The sequence below is a fragment of the Nonomuraea antimicrobica genome (assembly GCF_039536965.1).
Taxonomy (GTDB): Bacteria; Actinomycetota; Actinomycetes; order Streptosporangiales; family Streptosporangiaceae; genus Nonomuraea; species Nonomuraea antimicrobica.
Map to the genome: position 1 here is coordinate 1 of NZ_BAAAZP010000029.1, position 16,966 is coordinate 16,966.

Annotated in this window: 13 protein-coding genes and 2 pseudogenes; 7 read left to right on the top strand and 8 right to left on the bottom strand. The window is 71.3% G+C overall.

The genetic code is table 11. The features are described from left to right. The 4 genes and pseudogenes from ABD844_RS09145 to ABD844_RS09160 form a co-directional block, all read right to left on the bottom strand. Positions 1-239: pseudogene (locus ABD844_RS09145) on the bottom strand (ABC transporter ATP-binding protein); the annotation flags it as partial. A 75-nt stretch (positions 240-314) separates the two neighbouring features. Beyond that, the gene (locus ABD844_RS09150; RefSeq protein WP_103955008.1) at positions 315-446 is read right to left on the bottom strand and encodes a SapB/AmfS family lanthipeptide; all 132 of its coding nucleotides are present in this window, start codon (positions 444-446) and stop codon (positions 315-317) included. A 3-nt stretch (positions 447-449) separates the two neighbouring features. After that, positions 450-3,104, bottom strand: a complete 2,655-nt coding sequence (gene lanKC / locus ABD844_RS09155; protein ID WP_344874957.1) for a class III lanthionine synthetase LanKC — start codon at positions 3,102-3,104, stop codon at positions 450-452. Positions 3,105-3,238: 134 nt separating this feature from the next. Further along, positions 3,239-4,396 carry a sensor histidine kinase gene (locus tag ABD844_RS09160; protein ID WP_344874959.1) on the bottom strand — a complete coding sequence of 386 codons (1,158 nt, stop codon included), beginning with the start codon at positions 4,394-4,396 and terminating at the stop codon, positions 3,239-3,241. 190 nt (positions 4,397-4,586) lie between these two features. Between ABD844_RS09160 and ABD844_RS09165 the strand changes: the two genes are divergently transcribed. The 4 genes from ABD844_RS09165 (at position 4,587) to ABD844_RS09180 (ending at position 10,353) form a co-directional block, all read left to right on the top strand. Beyond that, on the top strand, positions 4,587-5,555 hold the full coding sequence (locus ABD844_RS09165; protein WP_344874961.1) for an aldo/keto reductase: 969 nt from the start codon (positions 4,587-4,589) through the stop codon (positions 5,553-5,555). 69 nt (positions 5,556-5,624) lie between these two features. After that, positions 5,625-7,304 carry a DNA polymerase/3'-5' exonuclease PolX gene (polX, locus tag ABD844_RS09170; RefSeq protein ID WP_344874963.1) on the top strand — a complete coding sequence of 560 codons (1,680 nt, stop codon included), beginning with the start codon at positions 5,625-5,627 and terminating at the stop codon, positions 7,302-7,304. A 202-nt stretch (positions 7,305-7,506) separates the two neighbouring features. After that, positions 7,507-8,553 carry a sulfite oxidase gene (locus tag ABD844_RS09175; protein WP_344874965.1) on the top strand — a complete coding sequence of 349 codons (1,047 nt, stop codon included), beginning with the start codon at positions 7,507-7,509 and terminating at the stop codon, positions 8,551-8,553. A 159-nt stretch (positions 8,554-8,712) separates the two neighbouring features. After that, the gene (locus ABD844_RS09180) at positions 8,713-10,353 is read left to right on the top strand and encodes a wax ester/triacylglycerol synthase domain-containing protein (RefSeq protein ID WP_344874967.1); all 1,641 of its coding nucleotides are present in this window, start codon (positions 8,713-8,715) and stop codon (positions 10,351-10,353) included. Here ABD844_RS09180 and ABD844_RS09185 read toward each other — a convergent pair. Beyond that, positions 10,291-10,836: a TetR/AcrR family transcriptional regulator gene (locus ABD844_RS09185; RefSeq protein ID WP_344874969.1), complete on the bottom strand. Its 546-nt coding sequence runs from the start codon at positions 10,834-10,836 to the stop codon at positions 10,291-10,293. The genes ABD844_RS09180 and ABD844_RS09185 overlap by 63 nt on opposite strands. A 199-nt stretch (positions 10,837-11,035) precedes the next feature. Between ABD844_RS09185 and ABD844_RS09190 the strand changes: the two genes are divergently transcribed. Further along, entirely contained in the window at positions 11,036-11,611 is a 576-nt protein-coding gene (locus tag ABD844_RS09190) for a TetR/AcrR family transcriptional regulator (protein WP_344874971.1), read from the top strand. Next, positions 11,608-13,125 carry an MFS transporter gene (locus ABD844_RS09195; protein WP_344874973.1) on the top strand — a complete coding sequence of 506 codons (1,518 nt, stop codon included), beginning with the start codon at positions 11,608-11,610 and terminating at the stop codon, positions 13,123-13,125. The genes ABD844_RS09190 and ABD844_RS09195 overlap by 4 nt, the downstream gene beginning before the upstream one ends. A gap of 278 nt (positions 13,126-13,403) precedes the next feature. Here the strand turns inward: ABD844_RS09195 and ABD844_RS09200 are convergent, their stop codons facing one another. Continuing rightward, positions 13,404-13,832, bottom strand: a complete 429-nt coding sequence (locus ABD844_RS09200) for a helix-turn-helix domain-containing protein (RefSeq protein WP_344874975.1) — start codon at positions 13,830-13,832, stop codon at positions 13,404-13,406. A 150-nt stretch (positions 13,833-13,982) separates the two neighbouring features. On the opposite strand from ABD844_RS09200, the pseudogene ABD844_RS09205 reads away from it, so the two are divergent. Further along, positions 13,983-14,315: pseudogene (locus ABD844_RS09205) on the top strand (STAS domain-containing protein); the annotation flags it as partial. A 346-nt stretch (positions 14,316-14,661) separates the two neighbouring features. Here the strand turns inward: ABD844_RS09205 and ABD844_RS09210 are convergent. Both ABD844_RS09210 and ABD844_RS09215 read right to left on the bottom strand, forming a co-directional pair. Next, complete coding sequence (locus tag ABD844_RS09210) at positions 14,662-15,591, bottom strand: aldo/keto reductase (RefSeq protein ID WP_344874977.1); 930 nt, start codon at positions 15,589-15,591, stop codon at positions 14,662-14,664. Positions 15,592-15,749: 158 nt separating this feature from the next. Next, positions 15,750-16,760 (bottom strand): polyprenyl synthetase family protein, encoded by a 1,011-nt coding sequence (locus ABD844_RS09215; RefSeq protein ID WP_344874978.1) that lies wholly within the window; start codon positions 16,758-16,760, stop codon positions 15,750-15,752. Between the last annotated feature and the right edge of the window lie 206 nt (positions 16,761-16,966).

The following is a 16,966-nucleotide window of genomic DNA, read 5'->3' on the forward strand; positions in this document are numbered from 1 at the left end:
CCGCGGGCCCACACGCCGAGGCTCTCGCAGAGCATGACGACGGCCACCGCGCCCACGCAGAGCGCGAGCCAGGGGGCGCCGCCCGGCTGGGGCGTGACGAAGGCATCGACGGTCCGGCCGATCAGGTACGGGACCGCCAGCTCACCGGCCGCGCCCGCGACGGCGGTGGCGGCCAGCACGGCGGGCCAGGGTCCGCCGCGCCGTACCGCGCCGAGCACCAGCCGGTCTCCTGCCCGCACGCCGTGCCTCCCCTGGGTCGTTGATGTAGAGTCCCCGCGCCGAGACATACGGCGCGGGGACCCGGATATCGCGAATCAGTGGCAGAGAGCGACACTGAGGTTGCTGGGCTTGCCGGAGTGGCAGGACAGCACGGTGAGCGTGCTGCCGCCGCTGGCCACGTCGCTGGCCGCGGGAGCCTCCAGACCCTGAAGGTCGAGAAGTACCATGTCTTACACCTCCTTCCGCGGTGTCGTAGGGTCAGGCCGCTCGGGCGCGGCCTCCAGGAACGGCAGATGGCAGGCCCGCTCGCCCAAGACCGCACCAAGGGCGAGGAGCACGCCGGCCGTTCCGGTCGCGAAATCCATGGACAGGCGCAGGAGCTGGTCACCGGGGAAGGCCAGGCCCCCGGCGTACGGCAGCGCGTGCCACCGCAGCCCCTCCACCAGTTCGGGTACGGGCCCCGTGTCCCCGGCGGCCACCCCGGCGATGATCCCGGCGCGGCCGGTGAACAGGCCCGCCTGCACGAAGAAGCCCGCGCGCCCGGCCAGCCGCAGCTCGGCCAGCGCCGTGGCGAACGCCTCGTCCTGCCGGTGCCGCAGGTAGCGCTCCAGCACGAGCGCGATGCCCGCGGACCCCTCGTCCAGGTACGGCAGCAGCCGCCAGCCCTGGTTCACCTGGAGCGAGCCGTCCTCCGCGTGGCGGCAGCGCCGCAGGTCCTGCCGGAGCGCGGTGGCCGCCAGGTCGAGCAGGGCGGGGTCCGCGGTGTGCTCGTAGGCGTGCAGGAACAGCAGCGCGGGTCCGGACGAGCCGTGCATGAGCCCGGCGCGCGGCCCGGCTCCGCCGCTGATCTCCGGTACGGGGGCGCCGAGCCGCCCGGCGCAGATGTCCGCCGCGCGCAGGGCGAGGCCGGTGTGCCCGAAGTGGAGGAGGTTCAGCCCGATGCCGGACAGGCCGGAGACGAGCGCCGACTCCAGGCCGTCCCACTTCTCGCGCAGGCAGACGTCGACCAGGTCGCGGGCGTCGTCGTGGTGGCCGAGCAGGTCCAGCACGTACGCGATGCCGTGCAGCCCGTCGTACAGGCCGAGGCCGGAGCCCTGGACCGGGCGGCGGGCGCGCTCGCGTAACCAGCGCTCGTACTCGGGGTAGGGCCCCAGCCCGGCGCCGGCCAGGGCGAACAGCACGCCGGCCGCGCCGTGGGCGAGGTTGAGCCCGCCGCCGGGCCGGAACTGGGCCACGTCGCCGGGGAACAGCCGGTCGTCGCGGCCCGGCGTGGCGCTGGCCACGATGGCTGTGGCCATGGCGTCGCGCAGCTCGGGCCATCCGGCGGCGCCGGGAACGGGCGTCCCCGCCATCCCGGCCGGCGGCGACGCCGTGCCGCGCCCACCGCCCGGGCGGGCGCTCTTCCCCGCGGAGCCGGTTTCCCGCGCGTCGCCCGGGAAGGCCGCTGCCCCCGGGAGGGCCGCTCCCTCCGCGTCGCCCAGGATGGTCGCGACCGCCTCGTCGATCAGTCCCGCGGGCACCGGGAACGTCTCCTTGACGATCTCCCCCAGGTGCGCGACCTTGGCGCGGTGCAGCGGCAGCATGATCGTGCACTGGGGCGCGAACATGCCGAGGCGCAGGCACGCCAGCGCGTACCGGTCCACGTCCGGCCCCTGCCGGTCGGCGGGCGCGACGAAGGCCGGGTGGGCGAGGGCGGCGCGGCCCCGGTCCCCGGCGAGCGTGGCGACCTCGTAGTCGATCAGCGCGACCCGGCCGTCCTCGGTCAGCAGGATGTTGTCGAGGTGCAGGTCGCCGAAGACGACGCCGCGCCCGTGCAGCGAGGCGACGGCCCTGTCCACGGCGTCCAGGGTCGCGACGGCCCAGGCGGTGTAGTCGGCGAGGTCGTGCTCGGTGCAGGTGGCGCGCGTCAGCGGGTAGCGGTGCACGAGCCGCCGCTGGAGCGGGGTGCCGTCCACGAACTCCTGCACGAGGAAGTGGTGCTCGCCGAGCGTGAAGTAGCCGCGCGGCGCGGGGGCGGCGGGCAGCCCGGCCAGGCGTTCGAGGATGTCGCGCTCGTGCTCGATCCTGGCGACGGCGTCGCGTCCCGCGGCGTCGAGCCCCGCGTGCGGCCTGGCCTCCTTGAGCACCACCCGCTCCCCCGAACGTGTGTCGCGGCCCAGGTAGACGCCGCCGCCGTTGGAGAAGTGCAGGACGCTCTCGATCTCGTACGGCAGCCCGGCCGTGGTCACGGCGTTGCGCGCGGCGAGCTGAGGCTCCAGGAACGCGGGCAGCGTCGTCCAGGGCGGCACCGAGAACGTGGCGCCGCGTACGTCGGGCACGAGCCGGCCGTCCCCGTCCTCGACGGCGAGCACCCGCTCGCCGGAGGGCGACAGGCAGTGGCGCTCGGCGAACCCGCCGTACCTGACGAACAGCGGGCCGGTGCCGTAGCGCAGGTCGCTGAGGATGTACGGCCCGCGCACGTCGCACAGAAGCCCGTCCAGCTCCTTGAGCACGAGTTCGAGCTGCGCCTCGTCCCTGGGGTAGACGGTGACGAGCTTGCCGCTGGAGGCCCGGGAGGCGGCCTTGGAGTTGACCATGACGAGCACGGGCAGGCCGCGCAGGAACTTGAACGCGATGCCGCGCGGGAGACAGTAGTCCCGTACGGCCTCGATGGCCTTCTCGGCGTCCTCCACGCGGGCGGACACGTGGATTTTCCAGCCTTGCGGAGGAAGGGGCGGGTCGATGGTGTCGGGGGCGAAGTAACACCAGGTGTCGGTCAGGGCGGTGGACCAGCCGGGCGGAAGGGGCCTGCGCAGAAGGGGAAAGTCGGCGTCCTCGGCCGTGCTGTGTTCGAGCGTGTCGTAGAAACACGGGTCAACAAGGCAGTACAGCTCGTGCTTGTCCATCTGGCGGGGACCTCCGGGGCGGTGTGCTTAGAGCCTCCCGCCGGGGCCGCCTTTCGACTAGTCACATACCGCATTGCCCATGCATGCCTATTGAATTGCCATTTGTGAATTCTTCACGATAAATCGGGTCAAGGCTATTTCTTTCGTGGGACGTACACCGTGAAGGAGAACTGCCCGCTCCTGGAGTCGGCGGCCTCCAGCCAGCCGCCGAGTATCGCGACCCGCTCGGCCAGGTTCAGCAGGCCCTGACCTCCCTCGCCGGGTCGGCGGGGCGGGCGCGCGCCGTCGTTCGTGATCGTCAGGCGCACCATCCGGTCACGTTCCAAAAGATGAACCGAGCACTCCCGGGCGTCGGCGTGCCTGAGCACGTTCGTCACCCCCTCGCGCAGGGCGTGCGTGAGCGCCTCCTCCACCTCGCCGGGCAGGTCGTGGCAGGACACCCTGATCTGGCAGCGCACCCGCGCCGACTCCAGCAGCGCCCGCGCCGAGCCCAGTTCCCCCGCCAGCGACGAGTTGCGCAGCCCGTGCGCCACGGCCCGGACGTCGGCGGACAGGACGCGCAGCAGCTCCAGCGTCTCGCCCACCTCGGCCCTGGCCTTCTCCCGCGCCGCGTCGTCCGGCTCGGCCACCAGCCGGTCCAGGAGCTGCATCTTCAGCACCAGCACCGTGAGCCGGTGGCCGACCAGGTCGTGCAGGTCGCGGGTGAAGCGGCGGCGCTCCAGCGCCACCGCCCTCCGCATGACCTCGGTACGCGCCTCGCCCAGGTGCCGCGCCCGCCTGGCCAGCGACACGACCGCGTACTCGGCCAGGCCCACCAGCGGCGCGGCGACCACCCAGAGCGGATGGATCACGGACGGATCGGGCGCCAGCAGCACCACCGGCCCGCACGCCAGGGCCAGCACCGCCAGCACGGTCGAGCGGATCCGGCGGGACACCTCCAGCAGCGCGCCCGTCAGCAACCCGCACACCGGTGTCCACGCCGCCCCGAACACCGTCAGCGGCAGGTACGTCAGCCACGCCTGCACCGCCACCAGCCACCACGAGCCCGCGCACCGCGCCGGGGTCTCGGTCATGAACTTCAGGTGCAGCCCCAGCAGGACGAGCAGCGTCGCCGTCCCCGCCGCCAAGCTCTCCGCCGCCACCGCCCCCGGCGCGGCCAGAGCGCCCATGACCGGCAGCGTCAGCGCGATGATCCCCGCTCCCAGGCCGAGCCCGCCCACCCAGTACGGGGATGACAGCTCCCCGAACCACTCCCGCGCCCGAGACGCGCGTCTCCAGCCTGTGTCGTCCACCCCACCCCCGATGTGCGCCGACTCCGGGGCCGTACGGTTCGCCAAGCCGCTGGAGAGCCCCGGTTTGCAACGTTCCTCCAATCGACCCGACGGCCTCGCCCCTGTAAAGCGCGTTGCCGCTTTTGGACAGGAATGACTCCCCGTCCGCCCGCCCGGTCAACCATGGCACAAGGGCCCTATGGTGAGCGGTATGGACTACACACGACTTGGTGACTCGGGTTTGAAGGTGTCGCGGGTGTGCCTCGGCATGATGAGCTACGGCGACCCCGACCGGCAGAAGTGGGCGCTGCCGCAGGACGCGGCCGAGCCCCTCGTCCGCAGGGCCGCGGACGCCGGGGTGACGTTCTTCGACACCGCGAACGTCTACAGCAGGGGCGAGAGCGAGGTCGTGACCGGCAACGTGCTGCGCGGTGTCTTCCCCCGGCGGGAGGACTACGTGCTGGCCACCAAGGTCTATTTCCCGATGGGCAAGGGGGTCAACGACCGCGGGCTGTCGCGCAAGCACATCCTCGACTCCGTCGACGCCTCGCTCAAGCGGCTCGGCACCGACTACGTGGACCTCTACCAGATCCACCGCTGGGACGACGAGACGCCCATCGAGGAGACCATGGAGGCGCTGCACGACGTGGTCCGGGCGGGCAAGGCCCGCTATCTGGGGGCGTCGAGCATGTGGGCCTGGCAGTTCGCCAAGGCGCAGCACGTGGCCGAGACCCACGGGTGGACGAAGTTCGTCTCGATGCAGAACCACTACAACCTCCTCTACCGCGAGGAGGAGCGCGAGATGTTGCCGCTCTGCGCCGACCAGGGCGTGGGCGTGATCCCGTGGAGCCCGCTGGCCCGCGGCGTGCTGGCCAGGGCCGGCTCCGCCGCCACCACCGTCAGGACGGGGTCCGACGAGCGCATCGACTACCTGTACGACCCCGAGAACGACAAGCTGGTCGTCGACCGGGTGGCGCAGGTGGCCCGGCAGCGGGACCTGCCTGCCGCGCAGATCGCGCTGGCCTGGCTGCTGCACCGGCCGGGCGTCACCGCGCCGATCGTGGGCGCCACCAAGGAGCGGCACGTGGACGACGCGGTGGCGGCCGTGTCGGTGTCGCTGTCGGCGGAGGAGTCGGCGTTCCTGGAGGAGCCGTACCGGGCGCGCGAGGTGCGCTTCTGACCAGGTGACCCGTGGCTCGTCCCAGGTCGCCGGGCGGGATTGTCGGCGCCGGACCCTAAGGTATGGGACATGCGGGCAAATGAGGAGGCTGCGGCCGCGCTGCAGGAATACGCGGAGCTGTTCGCGCTCACCGGCGGCGACGCCTTCCGGGTGCGAAGTTATCAGAAGGCGGCCAAGGCGATCGCCGGGTTCCCCGAGGACATCTCGGTCGTCGACGTGCGCTCCGTCCCCGGGGTGGGCGAGGCGATCGCCAAGAAGATGGAGGAGTTCCTCCAGCGCGGCAGCTTCCGGCAGCTCGACGACCTGCGGGGCCGTGTGCCCGAGGGCGTGCGCCGGCTGACCAGGGTGCCCACGCTGGGGCCGAAGACGGCGATCATGCTGTTCGACGACTTCGGCATCGACTCCACGGCGGCGCTGAGCGAGGCGATCACGTCCGGTCGCCTCGACGGTGTCAAGGGCCTCGGCCCGAAGACACTGGCAAACCTGCTCAAGGGCATCGAGCAGCTCGATCAGGCGGGCCGCCGGGTGCACATCGGCACCGCGATGTCCCTGGCCGAGCAGGTGATGGGGTCGCTGAAGGCCGAGCGCCTGGCCTACGCGGGCTCGCTGCGCCGGATGAAGGACACGATCGGCGACATCGACATCCTCGCCGTCGCGCCCGAGGCCATCATGGCCGACTTCCGCGCCCAGCCCTACGTCGCCGAGGTGATCGCGGCGGGTGACAAGAAGACCTCGATCCGCACCACGTCCGGCATCCAGGTCGACCTGCGCGTGGTCCCTGCCGGGTCGTGGGGCGCGGCCATGCAATACTTCACCGGCTCCAAGGAGCACAACGTCGCCATCAGGGAGATGGCGGTGAAGAAGGGCTGGAAGCTGTCCGAATACGGGCTGTTCGAGGGCGACCGGGTGATCGCCGCCGAGTCCGAGGAGGACATCTACCACGCGCTCGGCATGCAGTACGTGCCGCCGCCGATGCGGGAGGACGGCGGGGAGGTGAAGGCGGCGCTGAAGGGTGAGCTGCCGGTCCTCGTCGAGCTGGGCGACCTCAAGGGCGACCTGCACACCCACACCGACCTGACCGACGGCATCGCCTCACTCGACGACATGGTGGCGGCCGGGCACGCCCGCGGCTACGCCTACTACGCGGTCACCGACCACGCCCCCGACCTGGCGATGCAGCGCATGACGCTGGACAAGGCGCTGGCGCAGCGGGGCCGGGTGGCCGAGCTGCAGGCGAGATATCCGGACATGCGGCTGCTGCACGGCACCGAGCTCAACATCGCGCCCGACGGGTCGGTCGACTGGCCGGAGGACATCCTGCGGGAGTTCGACGTGTGCGTGGCGTCGGTGCACTCGCACTTCGGCATGTCCCGCGACGAGATGACCCGCCGGTTCATCGCGGCCTGCGAAAACCCGTACGTCGACATCATCGGCCACCCCACCACCCGCAAGATCGGCAAGCGTGAGCCCGTGGACGCCGACTGGGACGCCGTCTTCGCCGCGGCCGCCCGCACGGGCACCGCGATGGAGATCGACTCCTTCCCCGACCGCTCCGACCTGCCCGCCGACCTGGTGCGGCTGGCCAGGCACCACGGGGTGAAGTTCTCGATCGACAGCGACTCGCACGCGATCCCGCACCTGGCGAACCAGCGCTTCGGGGTGGGCATCGCCCAGCGGGCCTGGCTGACGACCGACGACGTGATCAACACCTGGCCCCTCGACCGCCTCCTGGCCTTCCTGGGCCGGTGAAGTCGACGCCCGCGCCTGTCAAACCTGGGAGAAGCGCGGCGGTTGGGCGGGGTATGGGGGCGGGTAAGGGCTTTGAGGGGCCTCAGTTGGATCGTTCCCGTGCCGATCGCACAGATTTTTGGCAATGAAAGGGGTCCCATGAGACAGGGCCAGGAGATTAAATGGTTTCCAGGTAGGAAATAGGTGCTACGAGGTGATGCGTATGGAGCAAGTCACGGCGGCGATCGTCAAGCCGCTGCCCGACCACCTGTTCCGCGTCCACGGCAACAGTGCCGAGATGCGGTGGGAGGCCATGGCGGGGTTGGGGTACCACACCCCCAACGACCGGTTCTTCGTGCGCAACCACACCTTCACCCCCCTCATCGACGCCGCCACCTGGCGGCTGCGGATCCATGGGGCGGGAGTGCGATGTCCGAGCGAGTTCCGGTACGAAGACCTGCGGGCCATGCCGTCGCGCACGTACGACGTCGCGATCGAGTGCGCCGGCAACGGGCGGCGGTTCTACCGGACCCAGCAGCACGACGGTGCTCCCGGCACGCAGTGGGGCCTCGGGGCGATCGGAGTGGCGCGGTGGCGCGGGGTGCCGCTGAAATACCTGCTCAAGCAGGCCGGCGTGCTCCCGGACGCGGTCGACGTGCTGGCGACCGGGCTCGACGCGCCCTTCGAGGACCACGGGCACGTACGCCGGCCGGTGCCGATCCGCAAGGCCATGGACGACGTGCTCGTCGCCTACGAGATGAACGGCGTCCCGCTGCCGCCCGACCATGGATTTCCCGCGCGACTGGTGGTGCCGGGGTGGGTGGGCATAGCGTCCATCAAATGGCTGGGCGACCTGGAGGTTTCCACGACGCGGCTCTACACGCCGTGGAACACGGTCTTCTACCCGGACATGACGACGCTGCCGGTGAAGAGCGCGTTCGAGCTCGAGTGGAATGCGCGCCTGCCGATCCCGGGCACCCACATCCTGCGCGGGCGGTCCTGGTCGGGGCGAGGCAGAATCGTCCGGGTGGAGGTCAGCTTCGACGGCGGGCTGACCTGGCGCCGGGCCGAGCACCACGGCCAGCGCCTGGTCAGGGCCTGGCTGCCGTGGCACATCGAATGGGCTCCGCAGCACACGGGCACGCGGCTGCTCATGGCCCGGGCCACCGACGAGACCGGCGCCACGCAGCCACTCACCCGGCCGCGCGACCCGTACGGCTACAACTTCGACGCCGTGGTGCAACATCCGATTCACGTCGTCAACGGATAGGAAGTCGTCAACGGATAGGAAATTGTCACTGACCCAGGCTGAGCTGGACCTTCTCCATATGTACGGACGATGCACCTGAAGCCATCTGTAAGACTCGCGCGGAAACCTCCCGGAAATCCCCTCATGTAATGCTGACTACCTAGGGAAAGAGGAGAGCCGATGCGCCAGCTCACCGCACTCGACGCGCAGTTCCTCAATGTCGAGACTGCGACCACGGCCGCGCACGTGGCCGGGGTGGCGCTGGTCGACTCGGCCGACGGGTCGGTCAACCGCGACGCGCTGGCGGCGCTCCTGCTCGACCGCCTCCACCTCTCCCCCGCGCTCGGCCTGCGGCTGGCGGAGGTGCCGCTCGGGCTCGACCACCCCTACTGGATCCCCGATCCCGACTTCGACATCGACAACCACCTGTTCGAGCTGACGCTGCCGCAGCCGGGGGACGACTGGCAGCTCGCCAGGGCCGTCGCGGAGCTGCACGCCCGCAGGCTGGACCGCGCGCATCCGCTGTGGGAGATGCACCTGATCGACGGGCTCATGGACGGGCGGCTGGCCGTCTACACGAAGGTGCACCATGCGGCCATCGACGGCATCTCGGGCGCCGAGACCCTCGCCACCCTGCTCGACCTGACCCCCAACGGGCACCTGACGCGCAAGGGCCGGCCGGCCAGCGCCCTGGACGCCCGGCAGCACGACGTGTCCGCGGCCTGCGCCACCCCGTCCAGGGCCACCCCGCCGCGATCCGCACCGGCATCGGCGTCGGGATCGGCATCGGCCGAGGACGTGCCGGGGCAGGCGGCTCCTGGGGGCGTGGTGGCGACCGGCCCGGGTGCGGGGCCCGGCGAGGCCGGGCTGGTCGACATGCTGGCCAGTGCCGTCATCCGTACCGCGACCCACCCACTGCGCGCCGCCCAGTCCGTGGTCAAGGCCGCGGGTGATCTGGACGTCATCCCCCTGGCCGCCGGGCTCCCCGGCGCGAAGCTGATCGCCAAGGCCGCCCGGGTGGTCACCCGCGACCGGCACCAGCGTCCCGAGCTGCCGAGCCTCACCGTCCCCCGCACCCCGTTCAACGGCCCTATCAGCGCCCGCAGGCACCTCTCCTTCGGCTCTCTGTCGCTCAAGGACGTCAAGAAGGTCGCCAAGGCCCACAACATGAGCGTCAACGACATCGTCATGGCCCTGTGCACGTCGGCCCTTCGCTCCTGGTTGCACGAGCGCGCCGCCCTGCCCGAGGAGCCGCTGGTCGTGGGCGTGCCGGTGGCGGTTCGCCGGTCGAGGACCAAGGATCTGGTCGGCAACCAGCTCTCGGCCATGGTCGCCCCCATGCCCACGAACGTCCCCGACCCGTGGGAGCGCCTGCGGGCCGTCGGCGCCGTGATGGACGCGGCCAAGCGGCGTTTCGCGCTGGCCCCGGCGACCTGGCTGAACGAGCTGTGCTCGGTGCTGCCCGCCCCGCTGACGAGCCTGGCGACACCGGCGATCTTCCGGCTGGCCGGGCTGGCGTTCCCGCCGATCAACCTCATCATCAGCAACGTCCCGGGGCCGCAGGTCCCCCTGTATCTGTGCGGCGGGCGCGTCCTGTCGTACTATCCGCTGTCCGTGCTGACCGACATGAGCGGCGGGCTCAACATCACCTGCTTCTCCTACGACGGGATGCTCGACTTCGGCATCGTCGCCTGCCCCGAGCGGATGGACGACGTGTGGGGCCTGCTCGACCACCTGCGTACCGCGCTCGACGAGTTGCTAGACGAGCGCGTGGGCGATGAGTTCCGAGACGGCGTCGGGGTCGATCTGGCGGCCGGTTAGCTGGCAGAGGCTCTCCTGGTAGAGCAGCACGGCGGCGAACGTGGCCGCCGCCACCTCCAGCCTGGCCGCGTCGCCGCGCGCGCCCGGCAGGGACAGCTCCAGCGCGAACCGGGCACGCCTGATCAGCTCGCCGTTGAGCCGGCCGAGCCGTTCCCTGACGGACGTGTGCGTGTCGGCCTCGCTGAACAGGATGCGCCGCATCGCCGGTGAGGCGCGCAGCGGCAGGCCGCGGGCCAGCCGCGACAGCGTGCCGACCAGGTCGCCGGGCACCGCGTCGACCTCGTGCCCCTCCTCGACCAGCGTGCGCTCGTCGACCAGGGCCACCAGTACGTCGATCTTGCGCGGGAAGTAGTCGGAGATCAGCCCGTTGGGCACCTTCGCCCGCTTGGCGATGACCGCGGTCGGGGTGGCCTCGTAGCCACCGCCCGCGAACAACCGCTCTGCCGCGTCCAGGATGCGCGTCCGCGCGTCACCGACCACCACAGCTCCGCACCTTAGTGGGCCGGGACACCCCTCGCCACGCCGACGAGACGAAAGCCCGTGCCGGTCTTCCGCGCGGTGGGACGCGCCAGGGCCCGCCCGAGTGACCGGAGGCGGTACGGACCCGGGGTGGAAGCAATCATGCGAGTCAATGCTGTAGCATCTGAGACAAGATTGTCTCAAACGATACGCAGGTGTTCACATGGCAGTGACCCGCGACCAGCTCATGAAGGCCGCGATCCACCATCTCAACGAGAACCCGTCCGCCTCCATGGCCCAGCTCGCCGAGGCCGTGGGCATCAGCAGGGCCACCCTCCACCGGCACTTCACCAGCCGTGACGAGCTCATGCTCGCCCTCGGCCACCGCGCCCACGAGCAGTGGGAGCAGGCACAGGTGAGCAGCGGCCTGGCCGAGGCGACCGCCTCCGACGACCCCGAGGTGGTCGGCAGGGCGCTGCACACCCTGCTCGACCGCCTGACCGAGGTGGCCGACGAGTACGGCTTCGGCCTGACCGACTACGCCATGGTGGTCCACCCGGAGCTGAAGCGCCGTTCCGACGAGCTGGAGGAGCGTGAGATCGCGTTCTACGCCACCGCCCAGCGCGTGGGCGTGCTCCGCGCCGACCTGTCCGCCCGCTGGGTGAGCTGCACGGTGTACGGCCTGCTCGTGGCCGTACGCGAAAGCCTGCGCAGGGGCGACGTGGCCCGCCGCGAGGCCCCCCGGCTGGTCCTCGCCACGTTCCTGAACGGCACCGCCCCCAGGAGGGACGACGCATGACGATCACCACGTCGCCCGTCTCGTCGAAGCGGCGCTGGGCGTCCCTGGCGGTCCTGTCGGCCAGTGTGCTGCTCGTGGTCATGGACATGACCATCCTCAACGTGGCCCTGCCCGCCATCTCCGAAGACCTGCGGCCCGACTCGATCGAGCTGCTGTGGATGGTGGACGCGTACGCGCTGGCGCTGTCCGGGCTGCTGGTCTCGGTGAGCGCCCTGGGTGACCGGTGGGGTCGCAAGCGCATGCTGATGACCGGGTTCGCGGTCTTCGGGGCGGCCTCGCTGGCGATCCTGGCGACCGGCAGCCCGCTCGAGGTGATCGCCGTGCGGGCGCTGCTCGGCGTCGGCGGCGCGATGATCATGCCGTCCACGCTGTCGATGATCCGGAACCTGTTCACCGACCCCGGCGAACGCGCCAAGGCGCTCGGGGTCTGGTCGGCGATGGCCGCGGTCGGGGCCGCCCTGGGGCCGATCGTGGCCGGGTTGCTGCTGGAGCACTTCAGCTGGCACGCGGCCTTCCTGGTGAACGTGCCCGTCATGGTGATCGCGATCGCCGCCGGGCTGTTCCTGCTGCCGGAGTCCCGCAACCCCGCGCCCGGACGCTGGGACGCGCCGGCCACGCTGCTGTCGATGGCCGGCATGGTGGCGCTGGTCTACGCGGTCAAGTCGTTCGGCAAGTACGGCCTCACCCACCCCGGCGCCCTGCTGTCGGCCGTGGTGGCGGCGGTGGCGCTGACCTGGTTCGTGATGCGGTGCCTGCGCCGACCTGACCCGCTCCTGGAGGTCAGGCTGTTCCGCAGCACCCCCTTCTCGGCCGGGGTGGTGACCGCGCTGACCACGTCGATCGCGATGGCCGCGATATTGCTGCTGCTCGCGCAGTGGATGCAGCTCGTGCAGGGGTACGGGCCGCTGGAGACCGGCGTACGGCTGCTGCCCGCCGCGCTGGCCGCCATCGTCGTCTCACCGCTGGCCCCGGCGCTGGCGGCGCGCGTCGGCGCCCGTACGGTGCTGACGGGCGGGCTGGCCGTGACCGGGCTGGCGTTCCTCCTGCTGTACGCGGCCCCTAGCCCGCTTGGCTACTGGCCGGTCGCGGTCGCGCTGGCGTTGATCGGCCTCGGGAACGGGTCGCTGGCGATCGCCTCGGCCACGATCATGTCGGGCTCGCCGCCCGCGAAGTCGGGCAGCGCGGCGGCCATCGAGGAGACCAGTTACGAAGTGGGCGGGGCACTCGGCGTGGCTGTCCTGGGCAGCGTCGCGGCTGCCGTCTACCGGGGGGAGGTGGAGTACGCGGGTCCGGGCGCGGACGTCGCACGGGAGTCGCTGGGCGGGGCGCTGGACGTGGCCGGGGAGCTGGGCACGGCGGGCGACCTCCTCGCCGCGCAGGCGCAGGCGGCGTTCACCGAGTCGCTCCTCGTGGCCAGCGCGGCGGGGGCGGTGCTGATGCTGGCGGGGACGCTGGCGGTATGGCTGCTCACGCCGCGCGACCTCGACGTGTCGTCGTCCGAACACCATCACTAGACCGAAGTCGGAGAAACGAGCCGAAGCCGAGAACCGAACCGAAGCCGAGAACCGAACCGAAGCCGAGAACCGAACCGAAGCGCCGGGACCGCAGAGTCCCGGTGAGGTCGAGGGCCGCGAGCCGTTCGGCCACGCGCCAAAGGCTGGGGACCGCGAGCCGTTGGCCACGCGTCAGAGGCCGGGGCCCGCGACCTGTACGGCCGTGTGTCAGAGGCGAGGGCCCGTGACCTGTACGGCCATGCGTCAGAGGCGGAGGGCGTGACCTGTATGGCCATGCGTCAGAGGTCGGGGCCCGCGACCTGTTCGGCGACGCGGCCGATTCGGGCGAGGCGGGCCAGGGCGGGACGGGCGAGCACCTGTCCGATGTCGTGCAGGGCCACGATCAGCTCCTCGACACCGTCGAGCGGCATGTCGGGCTCCCGGCTCAGCAGGATCCCCCGGTATTCCTCGGGCGAGACGGCCCCGCCGGGCAGCTCGATGCGGTCGTCCTCCGCCCGGAAGAGCACCGGGACGGCGGTGTCGAGCACCAGGGCCAGGGCGGTCAGCTCGGCGGCCGTGAACGCCCGCTGCCCGCGCTCGGCCTGGTGAACGGCCTGGCGGCTCCACGGCCTGTCCAGGTATCGGCCCAGCGCCTCACCCAGCTCGGTCAGCGACATGCGGCGCTCGGCACGCAGGCGCGCGATCTGCCGCCCGATCGCCTCTTCCACCCGCAATCCCATCACCCTTTCGATCGCCTGTCATTCTGCACGATGACACCGACAGTCGAGGATTGACGGGAGGGCGCTCGCGGCAGTAGTGTCAATCTACAGAGTTCCCCGTCAAGGTGGCCAATGACATGGCCGATGGTGAGGCGCGAAATGCAGGACATCCGCATAGAGGTGGTCGGACCGGTCGGCGACTGCGCCGTGCTCAGGATCGCCGGCGAGGTCGACGTGTTCACCGCTCCCAAGGTGCGCGAACAGATCGTGGACCTCGCGGCCAAGGGCGTCGTGCACGTCGTGGCCGACCTGAGCGCGGTGGAGTTCCTCGACTCGACCGGCCTGGGCGTCCTGGTCGGCGGGCTCAAGCGGCTGCGTACGCAGGACGGGTCGCTGGCGCTGGTGATGACCACGGATCGCATCTCCCGCATCTTCAAGATCACTGGACTCACGGCGGTGTTCGCCTCCCACTCCTCCGTGCCGGAGGCGATCGCGGCCGACCCGCACTGGACGGGGGCCGTCGAGGCGGAGGCGGGAAGCGTCGAGGAGTGGTGCCGCGAGCACGGCCTGACCTCCTGACCTCCCGACCCGGCACCGGGCCGGCCCCGAAGGCTTGACTGACCCGGCCCGGGCTGACCGATCCGGCCCGGGCCGCAGGTGCACGCCCTCGCGACCCGGCCTCGCGCGGCGCGCAAAACACGGGCGCTCAGGCACACAGACGCTCAGGCGCACGGGCGCTCAGATACACACACGCTCAGGCGCACGGGCGCTCAGATACACGGGCGTCCGAAGCATGGGTGGCCCGGAACATGGGTGCCCGGAACACGGCCGTCCGGGCTCAGGGGCGGGAGGCCCGGTCCAGGAGGGCGAGTTCCGCGTCGCTCAGCGTCAACGTGGCCGCCTCCATCAGGGGCCGCAGTTGCTCCACGTTGCGCGCGCTCGCGAGCGGCGCCGCCACCGTGGGCTGGGCGGCGAGCCAGGCCAGCGCCACCGAGGCGGGAGCCGATCCGTGCTCCGCCGCCACCTTCGCCAGCGCCTGCAGCGTCCTGGGGCCGCGCTCGGTCTCCAGGTACTCGGCCGCCTTCCCCGCCCGCGGGCTGTCCACGTCCACCCCTGGCCGGTACTTGCCGGTCAGGAAGCCGCGCGCGAGCCCCGAGTACGGCGTGCTCGACAGCCCCTCCCCGGCCACCACGTCCCGCAACTCCCCTTCGTAGTCGCGCTCGACCAGGTTGTACGGCTGCTGCAACGCCACGTACCTGACCAGCCCCTCCTCGTCGGAGGTCTTGAGCGCCTCGGCCAGACGGCCGGCCCCGTAGTTGGACGCCCCCACGTAACGGACCTTGCCCTCCTTGACGAGGGCGTCGAACGCGGCCAGCGTCTCCACCAGCGGCGTGTCGGGATCGTCGACGTGCGCCCAATAGAGGTCGATGTAGTCCGTACGGAGCCGCCGCAGCGAGTCCTCCACGGCCGTCCTGATCGTGGCCGGGGCCAGCCCCCTGAGCCCATCCAGCATGCCGACCTTGGTGGCCAGCACGAGCGAGTCACGGTCGCCGCGCCCGGCCAGCCACTCGCCGATGATCGTCTCGGAGGTGGGCTCCCCGGTCGCCCAGTACGGGTAGACGTCGGCGGTGTCGATGAAGTTGCCACCGCCCTCGACGTAGGCGTCCAGGACGGCGAACGAGGTCTCCTTGTCGGCGGTCCAGCCGAAGACGTTGGTGCCGAGCGATACCGGAAATACGGACAGGTCCGTGGTGCCTATTTGCCTCATCCCGCCATTATCCGCACACGCCACCGTGGCACCGCGACGCGGCCCCGGTTACCCCGGGATGCCTGGTCGGCGGGGCCCTTCCCGGCCCGGCCCAGCGGCGTCGGACAGGGAAGAACACCCGAGCCGAAAGGGCAGCGACAGGACCGAAACTCCGAGCGTCAGTAGACCCGGTCGACCATGGAGTCGCACAGGGCGCGCAGGTCCGTGGCATCCGGGAGGTACTCGTCGATGACGCCGAGCGCCGATGACAGGTAGTGGTCCGCGAGCTTCCTGGCCCGCTCCCGGCCGCCGGCCGCCTCCACGAGGTGGGCGGCGTGCCGCGCGGACTCCTCGTCCACGACCCCGGAGTCCAGGACGGCCGACAGTTCGCGGGCGGCAGCGTCCTCTGCGGCGAGGGCGGCAAGCACGGGAATCGTTTTCTTCTCGCGCAGGAGATCGCTGTGGACGGGTTTGCCGGTGACCTGGGGGTCGCCCCAGATGCCGAGCACGTCGTCCACGATCTGGAAGGCCACCCCGAGGTCGCGCCCCATGGCCCACATGCGGTCGCCCAGCTCCGGCGCGCCGCCCAGGACCACGCCCGCCGCCGCGGCGGCGCCCAGCAGGCCGCCGGTCTTGCCCGCGGCCATCTCGATGTACTCGTCGAGGGTGACCTCGCCCGGCCCGTGCCAGGGACGGTTCTCGAAGGCCATGTCGGCGGTCTGGCCCTGCACCAGCTCGATGAGGGCCGCCGACAGGTAGGACATCGCCTCCGGCCGCCCCGCGAGCTGGCGGACGGCCAGGGCCAGCAGCGCGTCGCCGGTCAGCAGCGCGGGCCCGACCCCGTACGCCTTCCAGAGGGCGTCGCGGTGCCTGCGCAGCTCGTCGTTGTCGATGATGTCGTCGTGCGCCAGTGAGAAGGCGTGCACCAACTCCACCGCCACGGCGGCGGGCAACGCGTCCTGGGCACTGCCGCCGACGGCCTCGGCGCTCAGCATGGCGATCGCCGGCCGCACCTTCTTGCCGCCGTCGCCGTTCTGCTCCCTGCCGTTGACGTCCGACCAGCCCAACGCGAACGCCGCCATCCCGGCGCTCCCCGGATGCAGCACCGAGACCGCCTCACGCAGAGCAGGTTCAAGGAGGCGTCGGCAGCGGGCGATCACGCCGCCGTCTCGCGGCTGGCTGAGATTCAATGGGTGCTCCTACCCGATACGATCTTGAATCTACATGCACAAGCATGTGATACTCCACTCAACTGCTGACATTTGTCGGGAATGTCCGCGATGTGAGACGCGTACTGTACGCGATGGAGGAATCACAAGTGGCAGTCGAGGTTCCTGCCGACACGCCGACCGCCCGGGCTGTACCGGGGGCGGTGGCTGCCACGCGAGGCACACGC